This is a genomic window from Lonepinella sp. MS14436, assembly GCF_042470565.1.
In the GTDB taxonomy this organism is placed as follows: domain Bacteria; phylum Pseudomonadota; class Gammaproteobacteria; order Enterobacterales; family Pasteurellaceae; genus Lonepinella.
This window is the reverse complement of record NZ_CP170385.1, coordinates 21,477-42,011: the sequence shown is the minus strand read 5'-3', so window position 1 is coordinate 42,011 and position 20,535 is coordinate 21,477. Positions and strand designations below refer to the sequence as shown.

20 protein-coding genes are annotated in these 20,535 nt (G+C 38.1%); 7 read left to right on the top strand and 13 right to left on the bottom strand.

What is annotated here, in order from left to right; translation table 11 throughout:
* Window positions 1-250 precede the first annotated feature (250 nt).
* The 4 genes from mreD to uvrA all read right to left on the bottom strand — a co-directional run bounded on the left by mreD (window position 251) and on the right by uvrA (window position 5,858).
* Entirely contained in the window at window positions 251-742 is a 492-nt protein-coding gene (gene mreD, locus O1Q81_RS00210) for a rod shape-determining protein MreD (RefSeq protein WP_386687859.1), read from the bottom strand.
* Window positions 742-1,785 carry a rod shape-determining protein MreC gene (gene mreC, locus O1Q81_RS00205; protein ID WP_386687857.1) on the bottom strand — a complete coding sequence of 348 codons (1,044 nt, stop codon included), beginning with the start codon at window positions 1,783-1,785 and terminating at the stop codon, window positions 742-744. The genes mreD and mreC overlap by 1 nt, the downstream gene beginning before the upstream one ends.
* 78 nt (window positions 1,786-1,863) lie before the next feature.
* Window positions 1,864-2,916, bottom strand: coding sequence for a rod shape-determining protein (locus O1Q81_RS00200; protein WP_386694987.1), 1,053 nt, complete (start codon window positions 2,914-2,916; stop codon window positions 1,864-1,866).
* A 110-nt stretch (window positions 2,917-3,026) separates the two neighbouring features.
* Window positions 3,027-5,858 (bottom strand): excinuclease ABC subunit UvrA, encoded by a 2,832-nt coding sequence (uvrA, locus tag O1Q81_RS00195; RefSeq protein WP_386697656.1) that lies wholly within the window; start codon window positions 5,856-5,858, stop codon window positions 3,027-3,029.
* Between the two features lie 150 nt (window positions 5,859-6,008).
* Here uvrA and O1Q81_RS00190 point away from each other — a divergent pair, with 150 nt between their 5' ends.
* From O1Q81_RS00190 to O1Q81_RS00175, 4 genes are all read left to right on the top strand, one after another.
* Window positions 6,009-6,512, top strand: a complete 504-nt coding sequence (locus O1Q81_RS00190; protein ID WP_386697654.1) for a single-stranded DNA-binding protein — start codon at window positions 6,009-6,011, stop codon at window positions 6,510-6,512.
* A gap of 71 nt (window positions 6,513-6,583) precedes the next feature.
* A complete protein-coding gene (locus tag O1Q81_RS00185) occupies window positions 6,584-7,129 on the top strand; it encodes a Sua5/YciO/YrdC/YwlC family protein (RefSeq protein WP_386697652.1) in 546 nt (181 codons plus the stop codon).
* Window position 7,130: 1 nt separating this feature from the next.
* Entirely contained in the window at window positions 7,131-7,940 is an 810-nt protein-coding gene (gene aroE / locus O1Q81_RS00180; protein ID WP_386697650.1) for a shikimate dehydrogenase, read from the top strand.
* Window positions 7,940-8,662, top strand: coding sequence for an MgtC/SapB family protein (locus tag O1Q81_RS00175; RefSeq protein WP_386687844.1), 723 nt, complete (start codon window positions 7,940-7,942; stop codon window positions 8,660-8,662). The genes aroE and O1Q81_RS00175 overlap by 1 nt, the downstream gene beginning before the upstream one ends.
* A gap of 77 nt (window positions 8,663-8,739) precedes the next feature.
* On the opposite strand, the gene O1Q81_RS00170 is transcribed toward O1Q81_RS00175, so the two are convergent.
* The 6 genes from O1Q81_RS00170 to O1Q81_RS00145 form a co-directional block, all read right to left on the bottom strand.
* Window positions 8,740-9,078: a carboxymuconolactone decarboxylase family protein gene (locus tag O1Q81_RS00170; protein ID WP_386697649.1), complete on the bottom strand. Its 339-nt coding sequence runs from the start codon at window positions 9,076-9,078 to the stop codon at window positions 8,740-8,742.
* Between the two features lie 25 nt (window positions 9,079-9,103).
* Entirely contained in the window at window positions 9,104-10,474 is a 1,371-nt protein-coding gene (gorA, locus tag O1Q81_RS00165; RefSeq protein ID WP_386697647.1) for a glutathione-disulfide reductase, read from the bottom strand.
* A gap of 127 nt (window positions 10,475-10,601) precedes the next feature.
* Window positions 10,602-11,009, bottom strand: coding sequence for a DUF2251 domain-containing protein (locus O1Q81_RS00160; protein ID WP_386687838.1), 408 nt, complete (start codon window positions 11,007-11,009; stop codon window positions 10,602-10,604).
* A gap of 134 nt (window positions 11,010-11,143) precedes the next feature.
* Complete coding sequence (locus tag O1Q81_RS00155) at window positions 11,144-11,443, bottom strand: YkgJ family cysteine cluster protein (RefSeq protein WP_386697645.1); 300 nt, start codon at window positions 11,441-11,443, stop codon at window positions 11,144-11,146.
* Window positions 11,424-12,419, bottom strand: a complete 996-nt coding sequence (locus tag O1Q81_RS00150; RefSeq protein ID WP_386697643.1) for a hypothetical protein — start codon at window positions 12,417-12,419, stop codon at window positions 11,424-11,426. Before O1Q81_RS00150 ends, O1Q81_RS00155 begins: the two co-directional genes overlap by 20 nt.
* 60 nt (window positions 12,420-12,479) lie before the next feature.
* A complete protein-coding gene (locus tag O1Q81_RS00145) occupies window positions 12,480-13,535 on the bottom strand; it encodes a hypothetical protein (protein WP_386697641.1) in 1,056 nt (351 codons plus the stop codon).
* 192 nt (window positions 13,536-13,727) lie between these two features.
* On the opposite strand from O1Q81_RS00145, the gene O1Q81_RS00140 reads away from it, so the two are divergent.
* A complete protein-coding gene (locus tag O1Q81_RS00140) occupies window positions 13,728-14,069 on the top strand; it encodes a helix-turn-helix domain-containing protein (RefSeq protein WP_386697639.1) in 342 nt (113 codons plus the stop codon).
* 58 nt (window positions 14,070-14,127) lie between these two features.
* On the opposite strand, the gene eno is transcribed toward O1Q81_RS00140, so the two are convergent.
* Both eno and pyrG read right to left on the bottom strand, forming a co-directional pair.
* Window positions 14,128-15,429: a phosphopyruvate hydratase gene (gene eno, locus O1Q81_RS00135; protein WP_386694973.1), complete on the bottom strand. Its 1,302-nt coding sequence runs from the start codon at window positions 15,427-15,429 to the stop codon at window positions 14,128-14,130.
* Window positions 15,430-15,551: 122 nt separating this feature from the next.
* A complete protein-coding gene (pyrG, locus tag O1Q81_RS00130; protein WP_386697637.1) occupies window positions 15,552-17,183 on the bottom strand; it encodes a glutamine hydrolyzing CTP synthase in 1,632 nt (543 codons plus the stop codon).
* Window positions 17,184-17,373: 190 nt separating this feature from the next.
* On the opposite strand from pyrG, the gene O1Q81_RS00125 reads away from it, so the two are divergent.
* Window positions 17,374-17,829, top strand: coding sequence for a tetratricopeptide repeat protein (locus O1Q81_RS00125; RefSeq protein ID WP_386687831.1), 456 nt, complete (start codon window positions 17,374-17,376; stop codon window positions 17,827-17,829).
* Between the two features lie 11 nt (window positions 17,830-17,840).
* On the top strand, window positions 17,841-19,064 hold the full coding sequence (locus O1Q81_RS00120) for a prolyl oligopeptidase family serine peptidase (RefSeq protein ID WP_386697635.1): 1,224 nt from the start codon (window positions 17,841-17,843) through the stop codon (window positions 19,062-19,064).
* Window positions 19,065-19,144: 80 nt separating this feature from the next.
* Here the strand turns inward: O1Q81_RS00120 and O1Q81_RS00115 are convergent, their stop codons facing one another.
* The gene (locus tag O1Q81_RS00115; protein ID WP_386697633.1) at window positions 19,145-20,236 is read right to left on the bottom strand and encodes a family 20 glycosylhydrolase; all 1,092 of its coding nucleotides are present in this window, start codon (window positions 20,234-20,236) and stop codon (window positions 19,145-19,147) included.
* Window positions 20,237-20,535: the final 299 nt, after the last annotated feature.

The following is a 20,535-nucleotide window of genomic DNA, read 5'->3' as shown; positions in this document are numbered from 1 at the left end:
TAAATGAAAGTTGTAGCTAGACTAGATTTTAAGCGAGTTTTGCTTATTTTACTACTGAATTTATATGGCTAAATTGTAATCAATATTGAGTGATATACTGTAATATCACTTATTTTTGGTGTTTTAAATTAGTTTGTGTTAATTATGTGAAATTTTAAACTGATAAAATTGGTGATGACCAGAATAATAATTTTGGAGTCAATTCCTATGTTAATAAAAGTGCGGTTAAAATAATGTTATTTTTATAGATTTATTCATTAATTTGTAATTTCAAACGAATTTTACGTAATAGTAAAAATACCCAAGGCCAAAGCAGACCACTGATTAATGCACCAAAGATTTCCTGCCATTGAAACGTGGCATTGTGAATGAGGCGTTCAACAAAGAAAATACTTAAGCGAATACAATAAACTAATAGAATCATTAGTAAACTTTGCTGTAACAGAGAGAGATTTCTTAATAAAGCATGATTCTTAGCTACTACATACATAAATACTGAAAGCACTAGAGCATGTACACCCATCATAGAACCAAGCACAATATCCCAAATTACACCAAGGACAAAAGCGGAGCCAATACTGACTTTTTCTGGAATAGACAATGACCAGTAAGTCAAGACTAACACTAACCAAGCGGGCTTAAAGCTCTGAAAACCTGCGGGCCAAGGTGCAATTTCTAATACCAATGCCACCACAAAAATACAAAGTAAACTAACGACTTGAATAATAAAACGAACATTCATCAGTCTTCCTCCCTGTGTTCTTTTAACTCAGGATCTGGCTGAGTATCATTTGAGTTCATTTCTACGGGTAAATTTTCAGTGCCATTATCATCTACAGAGTGCGGTGTATTTTGCTCGGATTCTTCGGTAGCTTTTTCTTTTTTCTGTGGCACATTTTTTAACCGTTGTTGTACGCTGTTACGCACTTCTTCTGGAGATAGTGCTTGAGCCTTGTGCATATCTTCTACACTCGACCAGACTAGCAAAACATAACGTAGTCGTTCTAGTGAAGCTAATGGTTTAGCTGTAATTGTAGCAAAATAATTAGAACCATCTCGGGATACTTTTTCCACCACTGCCACTGGATACCCTTCAGGAAAACGACCACCTAAACCAGAAGTGACTAACAAATCTCCCTTAACAATATCAACCGAACGTGGAACGTTATCCAAGGAAAGCTCATCGGCTCGACCTGTTCCACTTGCAATGGTACGTACATCATTACGCAACACTTGAACTGGAATCGAATGGGTAACATCGGTTAGCAATAGCACTCGGGAACTATCTTCACCAGAGGAAATAATTTGTCCTACTACACCACGTTCATCAATTACAGGTTGTCCTACATAAGCACCAGTACCTTTGCCTTGGTTAATCACCACTTGTTGACGATAAGTATCGCTTTCTGCGGTTAATACTTCAGCAATTTTTTTATATTCATCTGTACGTAAAGGGGAATTGAGTAATAAACGCAAACGTTGATTTTCAACTTTTAATTGATCCAGCAATAATAAATCGGCATTTTTTTCGCGAAGTTGTTCTTTCAGAACACGGTTCTCAATTTGCAGTTTATTGGTGTCAATAAGATTATCAGAAAAGCTATCTAAAACAGTATGTGGGGTATTGGCTAAATAATATAAACCTCCGACAAAAGTTTCCATCACACTACGAGCTTTAATCATAGCATTGCTTTTCCCATCAAAGATAATTAGAGCAATAGATGCCATGACTGCAAAAAATAAACGCAGTCCGAGCGGGGGAGCTTTTCCGAAAATAGGTTTCATTGCCAATCCAAAATCATGTAAAAAAGTGCGGTGTAAAATTAAACTATTTTTTCACCGCACTTTTTTCATTGGGTTTAGTTAAATATCATCACTAAAGATATCACCACCGTGCATATCAATCATGTGTAAGGCTTCACCACCACCAAGAGCCACACAGGTTAATGGATTATCTGCCACAACTACACGTACGCCAGTTTCTTTACTGACTAAATGAGCAATATTACGTAATAATGCTCCGCCGCCAGTTAATACGATACCGTATTCATAAATATCGGATGCGTGTTCAGGTTTACATTCTTCTAAGGCAGAACGAATCGCATCAATAATGCCTTTAAGCGGTTGGCTAATGGCTTCTAATACATCACGAGAGGTTAACGTAAATGGACGTGGAACACCTTCTGACAGATTTAAACCATGAACTTCTAATTCAAGTACATCCGCATCTGATTCAATATAAGCAACACCAATTTCGTGTTTAATGCGTTCAGCGGTTACTTCACCAATGATTGAACCAAAGGTTTTACGCACATAAGAAATAATGGCTTCATCAAATTTATCGCCACCAATACGCACTGAAGAAGAATAAGCTAAACCATTTAAGGCGATAACCGCAATTTCTGTTGTACCACCACCGATATCAATCACCATTGAACCCGTTGGAGTAGATACAGGCAGACCTGCCCCGATTGCTGCTGCCATCGGTTCTTCAATTAAATAGACTTCTCTTGCACCTGCACCAATCGCAGATTCTTTAATAGCACGGCGTTCAACTTGGGTTGCCCCTGCTGGTACACAAATTAATACACGTGGGCTTGGGCGTAAGAAATTACCGCTATGTACTTGTTTAATAAAGTATTGCAACATTTTTTCGGTTACAAAGAAATCCGCAATTACGCCGTCTTTCATTGGGCGAATGGCTTCAATATTATTCGAAGTACGACCGAGCATCATTTTGGCATCTTTACCGACTGCCGCAATACTACGTTGTCCAGCACGCCCTTGACGAATTGCCACTACAGATGGTTCATCAAGTACAATACCTTGATCTTTCACATAAATTAGAGTATTTGCTGTACCTAAATCAATAGATAAATCATTGGAGAATAAACCCCGAATTTTTTTAAATAACATAAGAATTCCGTTAATAAATGTTTGTTGAATAATATATACAAAAATTATGCGTAATGTACCAAAAAATCGGCGGTAATTACAGCGAATTTTTTATTTAAATCCAAATCAAATTACTTTTTCTGTAAAATATCCTTTAAAAATCTCGCTGTATGTGATTTCTTATCTTTTGCCACTTGTTCAGGTGTTCCTGAGGCAATAATCTCACCTCCGCCATTACCACCTTCTGGTCCGAGATCCACAATCCAATCGGCGGTTTTGATAACATCTAAATTATGCTCAATCACTACAATCGTGTTCCCCTGATCTCGCAAACGGTGCAACACTTCAAGTAATTGTTTAATATCCGCAAAATGCAAGCCAGTGGTCGGTTCATCTAGGATATACAAGGTTTTACCTGTATCTCGTTTTGAGAGTTCGGTAGCTAATTTTACCCGTTGAGCTTCTCCCCCTGAAAGGGTGGTAGAAGATTGCCCTAAGCGAATATATGATAAACCCACATCCATTAGGGTTTGCAATTTGCGTGCAATGACAGGAATGGCATCGAAAAATTCACGAGCTTCTTCCACGGTCATATCCAAGACCTGATGAATGGTTTTGCCTTTGTAACGAATTTCTAAGGTTTCACGGTTGTAGCGTTTACCTTTACAATGGTCGCAAGGTACATAAACATCAGGCAAAAAGTGCATTTCTACTTTTAACACACCATCCCCTTGACAGGCTTCACAGCGTCCACCACGCACATTAAAGCTGAAACGCCCAACATTATAGCCCCTTGCTCGAGATTCAGGTACGCCTGCGAATAGCTCACGAATCGGTGTAAATAATCCTGTGTAAGTGGCTGGATTAGAACGTGGCGTACGTCCAATAGGGCTTTGATCAATATCGATCACTTTATCGAAATGTTGCAAGCCCTCAATGGATTGGTAGGGAGCAAAGTTAATATTATCGGCACGGTTTAACGCATTTTGAGCCAGTGGAAACAACGTGTCATTGATTAAAGTTGATTTCCCTGAACCAGAAACGCCAGTAATACAAGTAAATAAACCTACAGGAATTTCCAAATTCACCGCTTTAAGGTTATTTCCAGTAGCTCCGTTCAAGCGTAAAATTTTAGTGGGATCAAGTGCGGTGCGTTTTGGCGGAATTTTTATTTCTTCTGCACCCGATAAATATTTGCCTGTAATGGAATTTGGATTCGCCATAATTTCTTTTATGCTGCCTTGTGCAATCACTTTTCCACCGTGTACCCCTGCCCCTGGTCCAATATCAATAATATGATCGGCAGCTCGAATGGCATCTTCATCATGTTCCACCACAATTACCGTATTACCTAAATTACGTAGATGAATCAATGTATTAAGCAGACGTTCATTATCTCGTTGATGTAACCCTATGGACGGTTCATCTAACACATACATCACTCCCACTAACCCTGCTCCAATTTGGCTTGCTAACCGAATACGTTGAGCTTCACCGCCAGACAGGGTTTCTGCGGAACGTGAAAGAGAAAGATAATTTAATCCCACATTGACCAAAAAAGACAGACGTTCTTTAATTTCTTTTAGAATTTTCTCTGCAATTTTGGCTTTTTGTCCAGCCAGTGCCATTTTCTCAAAGAATTGTAAGGCTTCTCCAATACTCATTTCCGCCACATCTGGCAAGTTGGTTTGTCCAATATAAACATGGCGAGCTTCAGGACGTAAACGAGAACCGCTACAATCTATGCAAGGACGTGTGCTGATATGTTTAGCTAATTCTTCACGTACTGATATGGATTCCGTTTCTTTATAACGGCGAGCCATATTATTTAAAATCCCCTCAAAAGCATGACGGCGAACGACACTGTCGCCCCGATCATTTAAATAGGTGAATTCGATTTCTTCCTTACCAGAGCCGTGTAAGACAATCTCACGAATTTTTTTCGGTAATTTCTCAAAAGGTTCTTCCACATTAAAATGATAATGTTTTGCTAAAGAAGTCAGCATTTGATAATAATAAAAGTTACGACGATCCCAACCTTTAATCGCTCCACCCGCTAAAGAAATTGATGGATTCTGTACCACACGTTTTTCATCAAAAAATTGTTGTACACCTAAACCATCACAAGTCGGACAGGCTCCCGCTGGATTATTAAAAGAAAATAACCGCGGTTCTAATTCAGGCACAGAATAACCACAATGAGAACATGCAAAATTAGCAGAGAAAACCAGTTCTTCGGCTTTTTCATTTTCCATATTAGCAACCACAGCAGTGCCACCCGATAATTCTAGGGCAGTTTCAAAAGACTCTGCTAATCTGGTGGCTAAATCTGACCGCACTTTGAAACGATCTACCACTACCTCAATGGTATGTTTTTTCTGTAATTCTAATGTAGGTGGATCGGATAGATCACAAATTTCACCATCAATTCTGGCACGAATATAGCCTTGTGCAGCGATTTGGTCGAGTAACTTAACATGTTCCCCTTTACGATTTTTTACCACGGGGGCGAGCAACATCATTTTGCTTTCTTCTGGTAAACTCAATACCTTATCTACCATTTGTGAAATAGTTTGAGCGACTAAAGGTTCGTTATGAGTCGGGCAGCGTGGTTCACCTACACGGGCAAACAATAAACGTAAATAATCATGAATCTCTGTCACTGTTCCTACCGTAGAACGGGGGTTATGTGAAGTTGATTTTTGTTCAATCGAAATAGCGGGTGAAAGTCCCTCAATGCTGTCCACATCGGGCTTTTCCATTAAAGAAAGAAATTGACGTGCATAAGCTGATAGGCTTTCTACATAACGGCGTTGTCCCTCGGCATAGAGTGTATCAAAGGCAAGCGATGATTTACCTGAGCCAGATAAGCCAGTAATAACAATAAGTTTATCTCGTGGAATGGTTAAATTGATGTTTTTTAAATTGTGGGTTCTTGCCCCACGAATATCTATGCTATCCATTGTCTGATCCATGTCAGTGTTGAAAAAAGTAAAATTTTGGAAAGCATATCACATATTTTAATCTCTGTTAAAATAACCAGTAAAAAATATGGATTTTTTTTTTATTTTCAGGCAAAATATTCTCAAAATTAACCATTAATCGAGGAAATTATGGCAGGAGTTAATAAAGTCATTATTGTAGGTCGTTTAGGTAACGATCCAGAAGTGCGTACCATGCCGAACGGTGAAGCCGTAGCAAATATTAGTGTTGCGACTAGTGAAAGTTGGACGGATAAAAATACGGGTGAACGCCGTGAACAAACCGAATGGCATCGTATTGTATTTTATCGCCGTCAAGCAGAAGTCGTTGGTGAATATTTACGTAAAGGCTCACAGGTTTATGTGGAAGGACGTTTACGTACTAGAAAATGGCAAGATCAAAACGGGCAAGATCGCTATACCACAGAAATCCAAGGGGATGTCATGCAGATGTTGGATAGCCGTAATGCTAATCAAAATGGATATAATCAAGATAATAGCAATTTTGCAGGTAATAGTAGTTTTGGTGGTCAACAACAATCAAGTGGTTACTCGCGTCAAGCACCACAAACTCAAAAAGCGAAACCAGTGAATGAACCACCAATGGATAATTTTGATGATGATATTCCATTTTAAGGAATAACAAAAAAATAAAGAAACGCTGGTTTATTCTAGCGTTTCTTTTTTATTTAACTTAACATAATAATATGAATAAATTAGCAAACTTACTTAAATCTGATCAAGTCATAGCTTATCCTACTGAGGCAGTATTTGGTTTAGGGTGTAATCCGTTAAGTCAAAGTGCGGTGGAAAAATTATTAATTTTGAAACAACGTCCAGTAGAAAAGGGGCTGATATTGGTGGCTCCAGATTTAGATTTTCTGTTGCCGTTTATTGATACAAAAAATTTTACCCAACAGCATTGGAATAGATTGCAAGGTCAATATGATCGCCCAACCACTTGGCTAGTACCAGTTGATATGGCTGTACCAAAATTTTTGACTGGGAAATTTAATAGTATTGCAGTTCGCTTATGCCATCATCCAGCGGTAGAACAATTATGTTATGCTACGGGTTTTGCTTTAACCTCAACCAGTGCTAATCTGACGGGATTACCACCTTGTAAAACAGTAGCAGAAGTGCGGTCACAATTTGGTGCAGATTTCCCTGTATTAGAGATGCCCGTTGGTGATGCAAAAAATCCGTCAGAAATTAGAGATTTATTTACTAATCAGTTAGTTAGGCAAGGATAAAATGGATAAATATGCAGTATGGGGTAATCCTATTGCCCAAAGCAAATCCCCCCAGATTCATCAAATTTTTGCTCAACAGACAGGGCAAGATTTACAATATGTTGCTATGTTGGGTGATGAAGTCAAATTTGAACAACAACTATTAGACTTTTTTGCCCAAGGGGCGAAAGGTTGTAATATTACCTCTCCTTTTAAGCAAAGGGCTTATCAGTTAGCACAAGTTTATAGTAAAAGGGCATTAACTGCAGGTGCTTGTAATACATTGAAGATGTTAGACAATGGAGATCTTTATGCTGACAACACAGATGGGGCAGGTTTAGTCAGCGATTTACAACGTTTAACTTGGTTGAAACCTAATCAATCAATCTTAATTTTAGGTGCTGGTGGAGCAACGCAAGGCGTGTTATTACCATTATTGCAAGCTAAACAAAATATTATCATTGCCAACCGTACGGTTTCGAAAGCACAGCAATTAGCAGGTAAATTTCGCCAATATGGCAACATAAGTGCGGTGCAATTAGATGAAATTTCTGTACAGCATTTTGCATTAATTATTAATGCGACATCCTTAGGCTTAAAAGGGCAAACAGTACCCATTAATCCAGAAATTTTACGACTAGCTGACGCAGTTTATGATATGCAATATGCAAAACGAAGTGATACGCCTTTTATTGCTTGGGCAAAATCCCTTGGTGTGCAAAATATAAGTGATGGTTTTGGCATGTTGGTGGGGCAAGCGGCTCATTCTTTTGCCTTATGGCGTGGAGTGATGCCTGACGTAACTTCATTAATAGAACAAGGGATACTTTAATGGAAAATATTCAAACTTTATTTTTAGCCGTAGTCACTTCATCACATTTTATTATTTTAATGAAATTGTGTGTGGCGATGTGTCTAGGCGGTATTATCGGCTTGGAACGAGAATTGAAACGCAAGCCTGTCGGGGTGAAAACCTGTGTCATCATCTCAATAACCACTTGTATTTTAACGATTGTTTCAATTCAATCGGCTGAATATTATGCTGAAGTTTCCCAAAATATTCGAACCGATCCAATGCGGTTGGCGGCACAAGTCATTAGTGGAATTGGTTTTTTAGGTGCTGGTGTTATTTTACGTAAAAGCAATGATGCGATTTCAGGGTTAACCACCGCAGCCATTGTTTGGGCGGCAGCTGGAATTGGTATTGCAGCTGGTGCAGGATTCTTTTTTGATGCTATTCTGGCGACACTGATGATTTTTATCGCTATTCGTTTAAGTCCTATTGTACAGCATTATATACAACGTCATCGTCCAGCAGATATTAAAGCGACATTAACGGTTCATCTTAATGATATGGCAGGTATCAATAAAATCAACGCATTATTTGCACAACATCATTGTGATATTGAAGACATGAATATTAAGGATTTATATCACGGTGAAATTAAATTGGTTATGTGTGCGGATTTAGAGAATAAAGATATTCTACATCATCTCTATGGCGAAATTAAATTGATTCCAGAAGTATTAGGGGTGGATTTAGAGAGTAAATAAAACTAAAAAGACTACATTCTGTCAAGATTAGAATGTAGTCTTTGGATTATTAGACTAATTTTTGCAATATAGAAAAATTATTTCTGTTCATTAAACGCTTCTAAGGCACGCAAAGAGTAAGTATAAGCTGCACCAGCGTTTAAAGCGATTGACATGGCTAATGCCGCAGATACCTCTTCTTCTGTTGCACCTGCTTTTACTGCTTCTGCAGCATGAACAGAGATGCAGCTTTCGCAACGGGTGGTTACAGCAACGGCTAAAGCAATTAACTCTCTTGTCTTAGCATCTAATACATTACCCTCTGCCGCCGCCGCACTTAATGCTCCATAAGCCTGTAACATTTTAGGGTGCTTTTTACCTAATTCACCAAATGATTTTTTTACATGTGATGTATGTTCTTTCCAGTCTGTAAACATAATAAATTTCCTTATTTTCTAATGATTAACGCATAGTGACAAATTCTTCTGAACCTGTCGGATGAATGGCAACGGTGTTATCAAAATCGGCTTTGGTTGCACCCATTTTAATTGCCACCGCAAAACCTTGAATCATTTCATCTACCCCAAAACCAATACCGTGTAAGCCTACCACTTTTTCTTCTTGACCAACACAAACCAATTTCATGCGGCAAGGTTGACGGTGTTGAGTAACTGCGGTGTACATTGCGGTAAACGATGATTTATATACTTTGACATTGTCTTGACCATATTGTTCAATGGCTTGTGGCTCGGTTAAACCGATAGTGCCGATTGGGGGGTGACTAAATACAACAGTCGGCACAAGGTTATAATCCAAATGCTCGTTTGGTTTATGATTAAATAAACGCTCGGACAAACGGCGACCAGCTGCCACGGCAACTGGCGTTAATTCAATACCGCCCTCAATAATATCGCCTACTGCATAGATGTTCGGTATATTGGTATTTTGGAATTTATCCACTTTGATAAATCCATATTCATTAGTCGCCACACCAGTAGCTTGTAAATTAATCACATCGGTTGCTGGTTCACGACCAATCGCCCATACAATACTTTCTACCGTGGTTTCACGACCATCTTTGAGTTTCAAAGTTAATGTGCCGTCTGCATTTTTGACGACTTCTTCAGGAATAGCTTGCTTATGTAACTGAATGCCGTCTTGAGCTAATACTTCTAATAATGTTTCGACAATTAATGGATCTTGAGTACGTAATGGGGCGTGTTGACGTACAAATAAATGGCTTTCGACACCAAAGCTATTCAACACACCAGCCAGTTCTACCGCAATATAACCCGCCCCTACAATCGCAACGGATTTTGGTAATTCTGTTAACGCAAATACACCGTCAGAAGTGATGCCATATTCTGCCCCTTTCACCTTAGGAATACTTGGGCGACCACCAGTAGCGATTAAAATGTGATCGGCGGTAACTTGTTCACTTGAACCATCTGCATAGCTCACTTCAATGGTTTTGGCATCAACAAATTTAGCAAAGCCATTTAACACATCTACATTATTTTTACCTAATACATTACCGTACGAGGTATGAATGCGACCGATATAGGCTTGACGGCTTTCAACTAATTTTGAAAAATCTAATTTATTGACGTTCACATCAAAGCCATAATCAGGGGCATAATGATGAATCGCTTCGGCAATTTGAGCACCATAGAACATCACTTTTTTCGGTACACAACCGACATTGACGCAAGTGCCACCCAAGTGTTTTGCTTCTATAATCGCACATTTCTTACCATAACTTGCCGCACGGTTAATCGAGGCAATACCGCCACTACCGCCACCAATTGCAACATAATCATAATGTTTTGTCATAACTGCTTTCCTTTATATCTTTTAAGGGGAATAATCTTGCTATTCTGTATAAAAATATAGCGATCGGCAAACTGATTGCATAAATTATTATAATCGGTTTAACCGATGAATAAATATAAATCTGGTGTTAAACTTTTAGCCATTCTGCCACTAGTTTATCGGTAATTTCTTCGTGCGACCACATACTGGTGATTTCTGGCAGTGGGTATTTGCTGTGGTTGTAACCTACTAATCTTGTATAATCAAAGCTGGCATGGGGATAGCCATTTACTAACAAAAAGGCTTGATTGCCATTTTCTGACCAACAAATCTGAAATTGGCGAGCTTCGTGCCGTCCCTCAATGCTATCCACACCATATACATATAAACTATCTACGATAGGCTGTTGTTGGTTATTTAAATCCATAGCATAAAAATAACCCGTTTCGCCATCATCTTCAAACATTACTACCAAATGATCATGCACGGTGGAATGGGCTCCAAAATGTTTTTTCTGACCGATAAGGTGTTTATCTTCTAAAACTAAATGTAACATATAATGTCCCCTTAAAATTTTGTAAAAATACCACATTCTTTTTTCATTGGAAACCAAAGTACGATTGTGAATTTTAAAAGTTTTAGGGTTAATATGCAAATAGGTTAAATTGTAGAGTACTAAATCACCTAATTTTATGTTGTAAAAGTGGGATTATCTTCCTGATTGAATTGTTCGCAAATGGTTAGATTCATTTCAACAAATTCATTCCATTCATAAATATGTGATAAATGTTGTTTGTAATATTCTTCAACTCGACAAACTAGCGGTCTATCCGAATAAATGTTGCATAAATTTGTTTCTAAATCAAAATGGTGACAAATACCATCCCCCCGATCTAAAAATGCTGTTTGTTCACTGCGGTTGACTCGCTGACAACATTTGCCACAGGCATAACAAGGGAATGGTGAAGTATTATTTATGTTGCAATCCAACTAACCAACTCCTTACACTATCAAGATTGCCATATTCATAAGGTAACTCAATATTTCTGCGTTCAATTTCAGCTTTAATGAGTTCGCTTTTCTCAATTTGACTTGATGTAATCTTTAATTGGGCTGTGAAATGGTTTAATTCTTGATAGTTAAATGAAAATTCAACTCTTGCCAATTCGGTTACATAAGCATCTAATTCGGCATTTAAGCATTGTGCATCTTCAAGTAGCAGGTCATATTTATTTTTAAATAACATATCAACCATCCGCCACACTTTTTGCATTATTACACTGTATTCTAAGAAATAATTTGCCCCTAATGCTAATAATCCCGTAATTAGACTACTGATAAATAATGAAATTTCAGCTGCGTAAGGCACACCGATCAACAGTGTATTTAATTGAGCATTGATAAATGTTCCAAGAATAGTGGTAATCACTGTATTGATAATTTGCATTATCCGTTTAATTAAATTTGCAGCGGATAGTCTTTCTGGATTGAAAAGAATAACTTTCACAGCTTCAACTGCTGCGGTAAAAAGTTGTTTGATTGATGTATATATTCTTCTTGCTGAAGAAAAGAAGATTGCTTCTAATGTTGATGTCACTTCTTCAAAGAAAGCTTTGATTCCTTTTTCTTTAAGCTCTTCTATAATCTCTTTAAACCGCACTTTCACTCGTTGCATAATCAAAGAGAGTAATCTTTTTACATCATTAGCAAATTCTTCAAAAGAAAATTCTTTTTTATATTTTTCAAGTAATATGGGAATTTGTTCTTTGAGTTCTAGCCAAACTTCTGCTAATAATGCCCCAATAATGCGTTTGAGTTCTGTTTTGCTTTCTCTTTTAATATTGTCTAATGTTTTACGGTTAATAGCATTAGCTGGTAAGCCAAACGAAGTGGATAAGCTGGTAGTAACCGTATTATTTAGTTCCGCTGTCCAATCAAAATTAAAATTTTGGATTAATGTACTCATTTTTTACCTTTTGCAGAAAAGACAATGGGCTAATCATCATATTAGCCCATTAGATCAATGTTAGCTGAATTTAACCAGCTTTGTATTTTTTTCTTGAAAAATACTTCTTACTTCAGCTCTATTGTCTAATGGAATTTTATCGCTATCCGTAGAAATGACATCTTTTCCATCTTTTCTCGTCATTTTAAATAATGGGGCAATTGCCACATCAGTTAAAATCGCTGCAACAGCCATACCATCATTTACCACTTGTAAGACTCTAGTCGAGAAATTACTAATGTTTTCACCATTAATAATAAAACGATCGTGAAATGCTTTTAGTTCATTATAATATTGATTTAGCACATCTCGCATTTTTTCTGTTGCATTGTGTACTTCATCAATATAATAAACGATGTTATCAATCTTACTTTCCGCTGAGTTCATCTTTTCAACAGCTTTCTTCACATCATCGTGATAATCTCTAGCTTTACGATAATTGTCTTCAGCGTTGGAAGCATAAGACCAAGCTGCTATCGCAAAAATTGGGGCAGCGACTAAACCACCTAACAAAGCCGTACCACCTGCGACACCTAAACCACCTGCTGCTAACGATCCCCCACCAATTGAAGCTAATGCCGCATTGGTTGCTGCTACGCCTGAAAGCGTACTAATTGCCGTGCCGGTTGAAGCTGTCGCCAGTGCCATTGTACCACCATAAACTGCGTAACCCGCCACACCACCTGCAATCGCTCCACTTGCTAAGCCTTTAGAAAATTCCATTGCGGAATAACTAAATCCTTCAATACGTTTTAATTCCGTGTTTGGAATAGCAATATCAAAACGATGATTGCTCTGGCTTGATGAATTGAGTTTTTTCATTAAGTCGTCAGCCATTTTTGTTAGACCACCAATTTGCTTACCAATATCTAAACGCAATTTACCGATTTTTCCCGTGCGTTCATTTAACCAACGTTGAGAAGTATCTAAATTACTTTTTGCTTTGCTGTGCTTGCTTTTTGCTTCATCAAGTTCTTGTTCCGCCCAACGAGAGTAATCTCGTCCGTCACTCACTTTTTTCGCACCAACACCAATACCAACAAGAGCCGCTGCTCCAATAATTAATGGGATAGCCATTTTTTATTTCCTTATATGTGAATTTTACTTATTGCTGAGAAACTCAACTTCTAAATATATAAGAACGTAACACCTAATCAAGACAGATTAAATTCATAAATTAGACCTTTTATTCTTATATCAAGAATTATTAGCCATTCATTAAAAAGAGTCAATAGCTATTATTACTTTGTTTAATTGAAGGAGCGAAAAGTGCTAGAAAAAGACGCACAATTGATGAAAACTATCGGTCGAGCGATAGCAAAATATCGCCAAGCAAGTAATTTAACCCAAGCTGAACTCGCCGAAATACTGGGAATGAGTAATGACGCTGTATCTCGGATGGAGCGAGGGAAAATTGTTCCTTCAATACTCAGATTATTCGAACTTTCTGAGATTTTTCACTGTGAAGCCGCTGATTTATTGACAGAAACCAGTAATCGTTCTACGGATCAGGCGAGAAAACTTGAAATATTATTTGATAATTTAACTAGTGCAGAGCGATCTGAATTGGTTGATTTGTTAGAGAAAATGGTACGCTGGAAAAATATGTAATAGAAGAACAAAAAAATAAACCGCCTTTTAAGGCGGTTTATTACGTTATAAAACCAGATTAAGCTTGACCTTTCACCGCTTTTAAGCCTAAGAACGGTGCTTTGTCGCCTAATGCTTCTTCAATACGAATTAATTGGTTGTATTTCGCAATACGGTCTGAGCGGCTCATTGAACCTGTTTTGATTTGACCTGCTGCGGTACCAACTGCTAAATCTGCAATCGTTGCATCTTCAGTTTCGCCTGAACGGTGAGAGATAACTGCGGTATAACCTGCATCTTTCGCCATTTTAATCGCAGCCAACGTTTCAGTTAAAGAACCGATTTGGTTGAATTTGATTAAGATTGAGTTTGCGATACCTTTTTCGATACCTTCTTTCAAGATTTTGGTGTTAGTTACGAATAAGTCATCACCCACTAATTGAACACGGTCGCCCAATACTTTAGTTTGGTAGGCAAAACCTTCCCAGTCTGATTCATCTTGACCATCTTCAATAGACACGATTGGGTATTCTTTGGTTAAACCTTCAAGGTAGTGAGTGAACTCTTGAGAAGTGAATGATTTGCCTTCACCTTTCATTTCGTACATACCGTTTTCTTTGTTATAGAATTCAGATGATGCACAGTCCATCGCCAATGTGACATCTTTACCTAATACATAACCTGCTTTTTCTACCGCTTCTTTGATACAAGCAAGTGCTGCTGCGTTAGATTCTAGGTTAGGTGCGAAACCGCCCTCATCACCAACTGCAGTGCTTAAACCTTTAGATTTTAATACTTTAGCAAGGTTATGGAATACTTCGGCACCGATACGTAATGCTTCACGTAACGTTTTTGCACCAACTGGTTGAATCATAAATTCTTGAATATCCACGTTGTTGTCAGCGTGTTCACCACCATTGATGATGTTCATCATTGGTAATGGCATAGAATATTGACCTGGTGTGCCGTTAAGTTCTGCAATGTGAGCGTAAAGTGGTAAACCTTTCGCTGCTGCGGCAGCTTTGGCGTTGGCTAAAGATACTGCTAAAATAGCGTTTGCACCGAATTTTGATTTGTTTTCTGTGCCGTCTAAGTCGATCATAATTTGGTCGATTTCAGCTTGGTTTAACGCATCTTTACCGACTACAGCTTTTGCGATTTCGTTATTTACTGCACTAACTGCTTTTAATACACCTTTACCTAAGAAACGTGATTTATCACCGTCACGTAGTTCTAATGCTTCACGAGAACCTGTTGATGCACCAGATGGAGCTGCTGCTAAACCAACAAAACCGCCCTCTAAATGAACTTCAGCTTCTACAGTTGGGTTACCGCGTGAGTCAATGATTTCACGACCGATTACTTTAACGATTTTTGCCATTTTTGTTTTCCTTCTATTAAGTTAATCTAAAATTCTTATTTAAAGTTATTCCAATATGGTATAGATCTTTATGGCTTTTGTCTTGCAAAAAATCACAATATTTTGATCTAATCGAACTTTACCTATTTATTTTGTTGATTTTCTTTTGCTGCTTTAACAAAACCAGCGAATAATGGGTGTCCATCTCTTGGTGAAGAAGTAAATTCTGGGTGGAATTGACAAGCTACGAACCAAGGGTGATTTGGCACTTCAATAATTTCTACTAATTTTTTATCCGCACTTAAACCTGTTACTTTTAAGCCAGCTTTTTCAATTTGTGGTAGCAGAGTGTTATTCACTTCATAACGGTGACGATGACGTTCTTCAATAGTGTCTTTGCCATATAATTCACGTACTTTTGAACCCTGAATAAGATGACATTGTTGTGCGCCTAAACGCATTGTCCCGCCTAAATCTGATTGATCGCTACGAGTTTCTACATGACCTGTTGCATCTTGCCATTCGGTAATTAAGCCTACTACAGGTTGCGGGCATTCTTTATTAAATTCCGATGAATTGGCTTGAGTTAAACCAGCCACATTACGAGCGTATTCAATTAATGCGACTTGCATACCTAAGCAAATGCCTAAGTAAGGAATATTGTTTTCACGTGCGTATTGAGCGGTTAAGATTTTGCCCTCCACTCCACGATAGCCAAAGCCACCAGGTACAAGAATTCCATCTAAGCCTTTTAAGATTTCAACCCCTTTGGTTTCTACATCTTGTGAGTCGATATATTTGATATTGACCTGTAAACGATTGGTTAAGCCAGCGTGTTTTAAGGCTTCATTGACAGATTTGTAAGCATCGGGTAATTCTACATATTTGCCTACCATACCGATAGTGACTTCGCCTGTTGGGTTGGCTTGACGATATAACACTTGCTCCCATTCGGAAAGATCCGCTGGTTTGCAATCTAAATGGAAACGCTTGCACACAAAATCATCTAACCCTTGTGATTGTAATAAGGCAGGGATTTGATAGATGGATTCCACATCTTTTAATGAAATCACCGCTTTTTCTGGCACATTACAGAACAACGCAATTTTGGCACGTTCATTATTCGGAATCATACGATCCGAACGGCAAATCAACACATCAGGCTGAATCCCGATAGACAATAATTCTTTGACCGAATGTTGGGTCGGTTTGGTTTTGACTTCGCCTGCGGTAGGAATATAAGGCACAAGGGTTAAGTGCATGAAAATGGTACGTTCACGTCCTACTTGCACCGCAAGCTGACGTAAAGATTCTAAAAACGGTAAGGATTCAATATCGCCTACGGTACCGCCAACTTCAATAATCGCCACATCGTGACCAGCCGCACCGTCAATTACTCGGGCTTTGATTTCGTTGGTAATATGCGGAATAACCTGAATAGTTGCCCCCAAATAATCACCGCGGCGTTCTTTGCGTAATACTTCGGAATAAATTTTACCCGTGGTGAAATTGTTGCGTTTGGTCATTTTGGTGCGAATAAAACGTTCGTAGTGACCTAAATCTAAATCGGTTTCCGCTCCGTCTTGGGTCACGAACACTTCGCCGTGTTGGGTCGGTGACATGGTTCCAGGGTCAACATTAATATAGGGGTCGAGTTTCATAATGGTGACATTTAAGCCACGGGCTTCTAAAAGAGCAGCTAAGGACGCTGCTGCAATACCTTTACCTAAGGAGGAAACTACACCGCCTGTTACAAAAATATAATTGGTTGTCATAAGTGAAATCTTGTTTTGATTGATAGTGAAAAATAAATGAGATACGCTGTATCAGGACGGGAAGACATTGTACAAGAAAGTGCGGTGAAATTCAATTCACTATTATAAAATAGCAGAAATAATCCTAGAACTTTTGAGCTAATTAACAGTCCTAACTTAAACCAACAATTCAATATAGAGTAGATATTTAATGAAACGATACAGCTATCTTATTTTTCCACTTTTATTAGCTTCTTGCAGTGCGGTATCTCAACCAACCCATACCCCAGAGCAAGAGCAAGCTCGAACCGTAATGCTGCAAGGCGTAGAACTATATAAACAACAATCTTTCTCCCAAGCCATGCCGTTATTACAACAAGCTACTGAACAAGGCGATATGAAAGCGTCACGCTATATCGGCTTGATGTATCTAAATGGTGAGGGCGTGACCAAATCGCCAAGCAAAGCCTTTGATGCCTTTACCACAGCGGCGAATCGTGGTGATATTACTTCACAATATTGGCTGGGTTATCTGTATGAAAACGGTATTGGGGTAGAAAAAAATCTCATTACCGCCAAACAATGGTATGAAAAATCCGCAGCTCGTGGCGATCATGTTTCGCGACCAGCGATTGATGCGTTAAAACGTTTAAATCAAACTAAATAACAGGAAATTTTATGAAAAACTTAATTTTAACTGGCGTTGCCTGTGCAATGGCAAGCACTGTGTATGCTCAAATTGAAAGTGTGACAGCAGTTACGACACCAAACGGTTTAGGGCAACGAGTCACCCAAGCTGTGGTGAATTACCCTGAAAAAACGTGCTTAACTGCGGTGAAAAAAAATGATTTTTCGGTAACGAATCGTACCATTACCGAGGCTAAATTAACCGAGCAAAAATGTACCAACCAAGTGGTGTTAGAATTGGATCCGCAAGATGCCGATGCGGCGACTACCGAAAAAGATCCCAATGATCGTTCCGCCCCTTACACCGAACGTAATATCAGCTTAACAGTAAAACAAGTCAATTCATTAGCCAGCAAATCTGGCAAAGTAAAACCGAGCGAATTAACCAGTAGCAAAGTGATTAATCAAGTGGTGGACGATTTCCAACAGGCGGAATTTAAAGATGAAAGCGGTGTGGTGGTGAAATATAATTTATTTGTGCCGAAAAATTATGACCCAAACAAAGCCTATCCGCTAGTGATGTTTATTCATGATGCAGGTTCAACCAACAGCAATGTGAAACATACCTTATTACAAGGCAACGGAGCAACTTCGTTTGCCAGCCCGTCATTCCAAGCAAAACATGAAGCCTTTGTGCTTGCTCCGCAGTTTGATCATCAAATTGTCAATGATAAATCAGAAGACCCGACGGATCTTGAACCAACGATTAATTTAATTAAATCTTTGGCAACACAGTACAATATCGACCAAAACCGCCTTTATACCACAGGGCAATCAGGCGGTGCGATGATGTCTATCGCCATGAATATTAAACACCCTGATTTCTTTGCTGCCAGCTATATTGTGGCGGGGCAGTGGGAACCGAGTGTTACCGCTCCGATGGCAAAAAATAATATTTTTGTGTTAGTTTCCGAAAATGATGCCAAAGCCTTTCCGACCGAAAATGAAATTATGAAAGTATTGACGGCAAACGGGGCAAATGTACAAGAAAGCCACGGCTGGAACGCTCAAGATTCCGTGGCAGAACTGAATAAAAAGGTGAATGCTCTGTTAGCTCAAGGTGGCAATATTCATTATGCCAGCTTTACTGGCGGCACGTTACCAATGGAACAGACCTCACAAAGCAAAGGGGCTGCCCACATGGGAACTTGGGGAGTGGCTTATAATATTGATGCAATTAAGGAATGGTTGTTTAGTCAGCATAAAAGTCATTAGTAATAAAAACTGCGGTCAAAATGTATGGTATTTTTCACCGCAGTTAGTTTACGCTATGCCTTAAGTTAATGCTTTCTTACTCAATAATTTTGCGTTTCTTTAGAGAGCTTATCTTTCATAGCTTTAATTAATGGAGAGGTGGCTTCTTGAATGTGTTCTGTTTTGGTAGATCCAATATCTTCACCCCAAACACTGACAGCCGCTCCCAAAATAAGGCGAGAATCTTGAATAGAATTTTGCGTATTCTTTCCATCCCAAATACCTAATTTCCAGTTCTGTTTAATATCCTGTGTTGCAAATTGACTATTTTCTACTAGGTTTGCTTTGTGATTAGGTACAAAATATAAATAATAGGAATTATAATTTAAAACCTGAAAGCCATTATTAATTAAATCTGGCATACTCGCTCTGATTTCGCGACGATATCTGGCATCATTTACATCTTGTGTATCACCGTCATAGCTCCAATAAGTTATTTGAACGCTATGATTGAGAGCGGGTAAATCCTTTTTGATCAAACCATCATTCCATAAGCGTGTTATTAAACCTTTTTCTGTTAGGAAAGAGGAAAGGTTATTAACATAGGTGATAAATTCATGGCTATCTTCATCATCATAGCCAAATTCATCACCTCCAATATGGAAATGATGACTACTATCTCCAAAGATCCAGCAAACTTCTGTTATCAGTGATTTAATAAAATGAATACTTTCTGGGTTAGTAATATCAATTTCATTATTCGCATGTTTTGATTTTAGTGATTGGGTATAATCTTTGCCATTTTTGTGTTCAAGTAACGTCAAAATAGCTTGCATGTGACCTGGACTATCAAGTTCTGGTACTAATTCAATGCCTTTATCTTTGGCATAGTGAATTAAGTCATCTAATTGAGAGTATGTTAGAAATGGTTTATTGGTTATAGGGTTAATAAAAACACCATCTTTTTTAACCGCAGTTTCTGTTGTTTGTCCTAATATATTGCTTTCAATAGCATAATTCTGATCGTCTGAAAAATGAAGGTGTAAGAATGTTGCTTTTGATTGATGTAAAATATCAATAAATTTTTTTATGCTATCTACAGGGTAAAAATGCCGAGAAATATCTAATACTAATCCACTTTCCTTTTTAGATGGTATGATTATTTCATTGGTTTGAGCGAAAATACTCGACATGGGGAGATTTATTGCAAATAAAAAGAATATCTGCAATAAATTGAACGAATTTCTAAGTTTATGACTAAGTAACACAATGTTAATCCCGAATAAATTATTTTCTTCGTTTTCTTCTTACTGTTATATATGACCATATTATAGCAATAATTATAAATATAAAAGCAACGAATAGCATGATACCAATAATTTCATGGAAATAAAAGGAATCGAAAATAGGACCGAAAAAAATTGAGTTATAATGGTTAATTATAAAGTAAATTAAATACCCCCACAAAAACCAAGTAACAAGAGATAATATT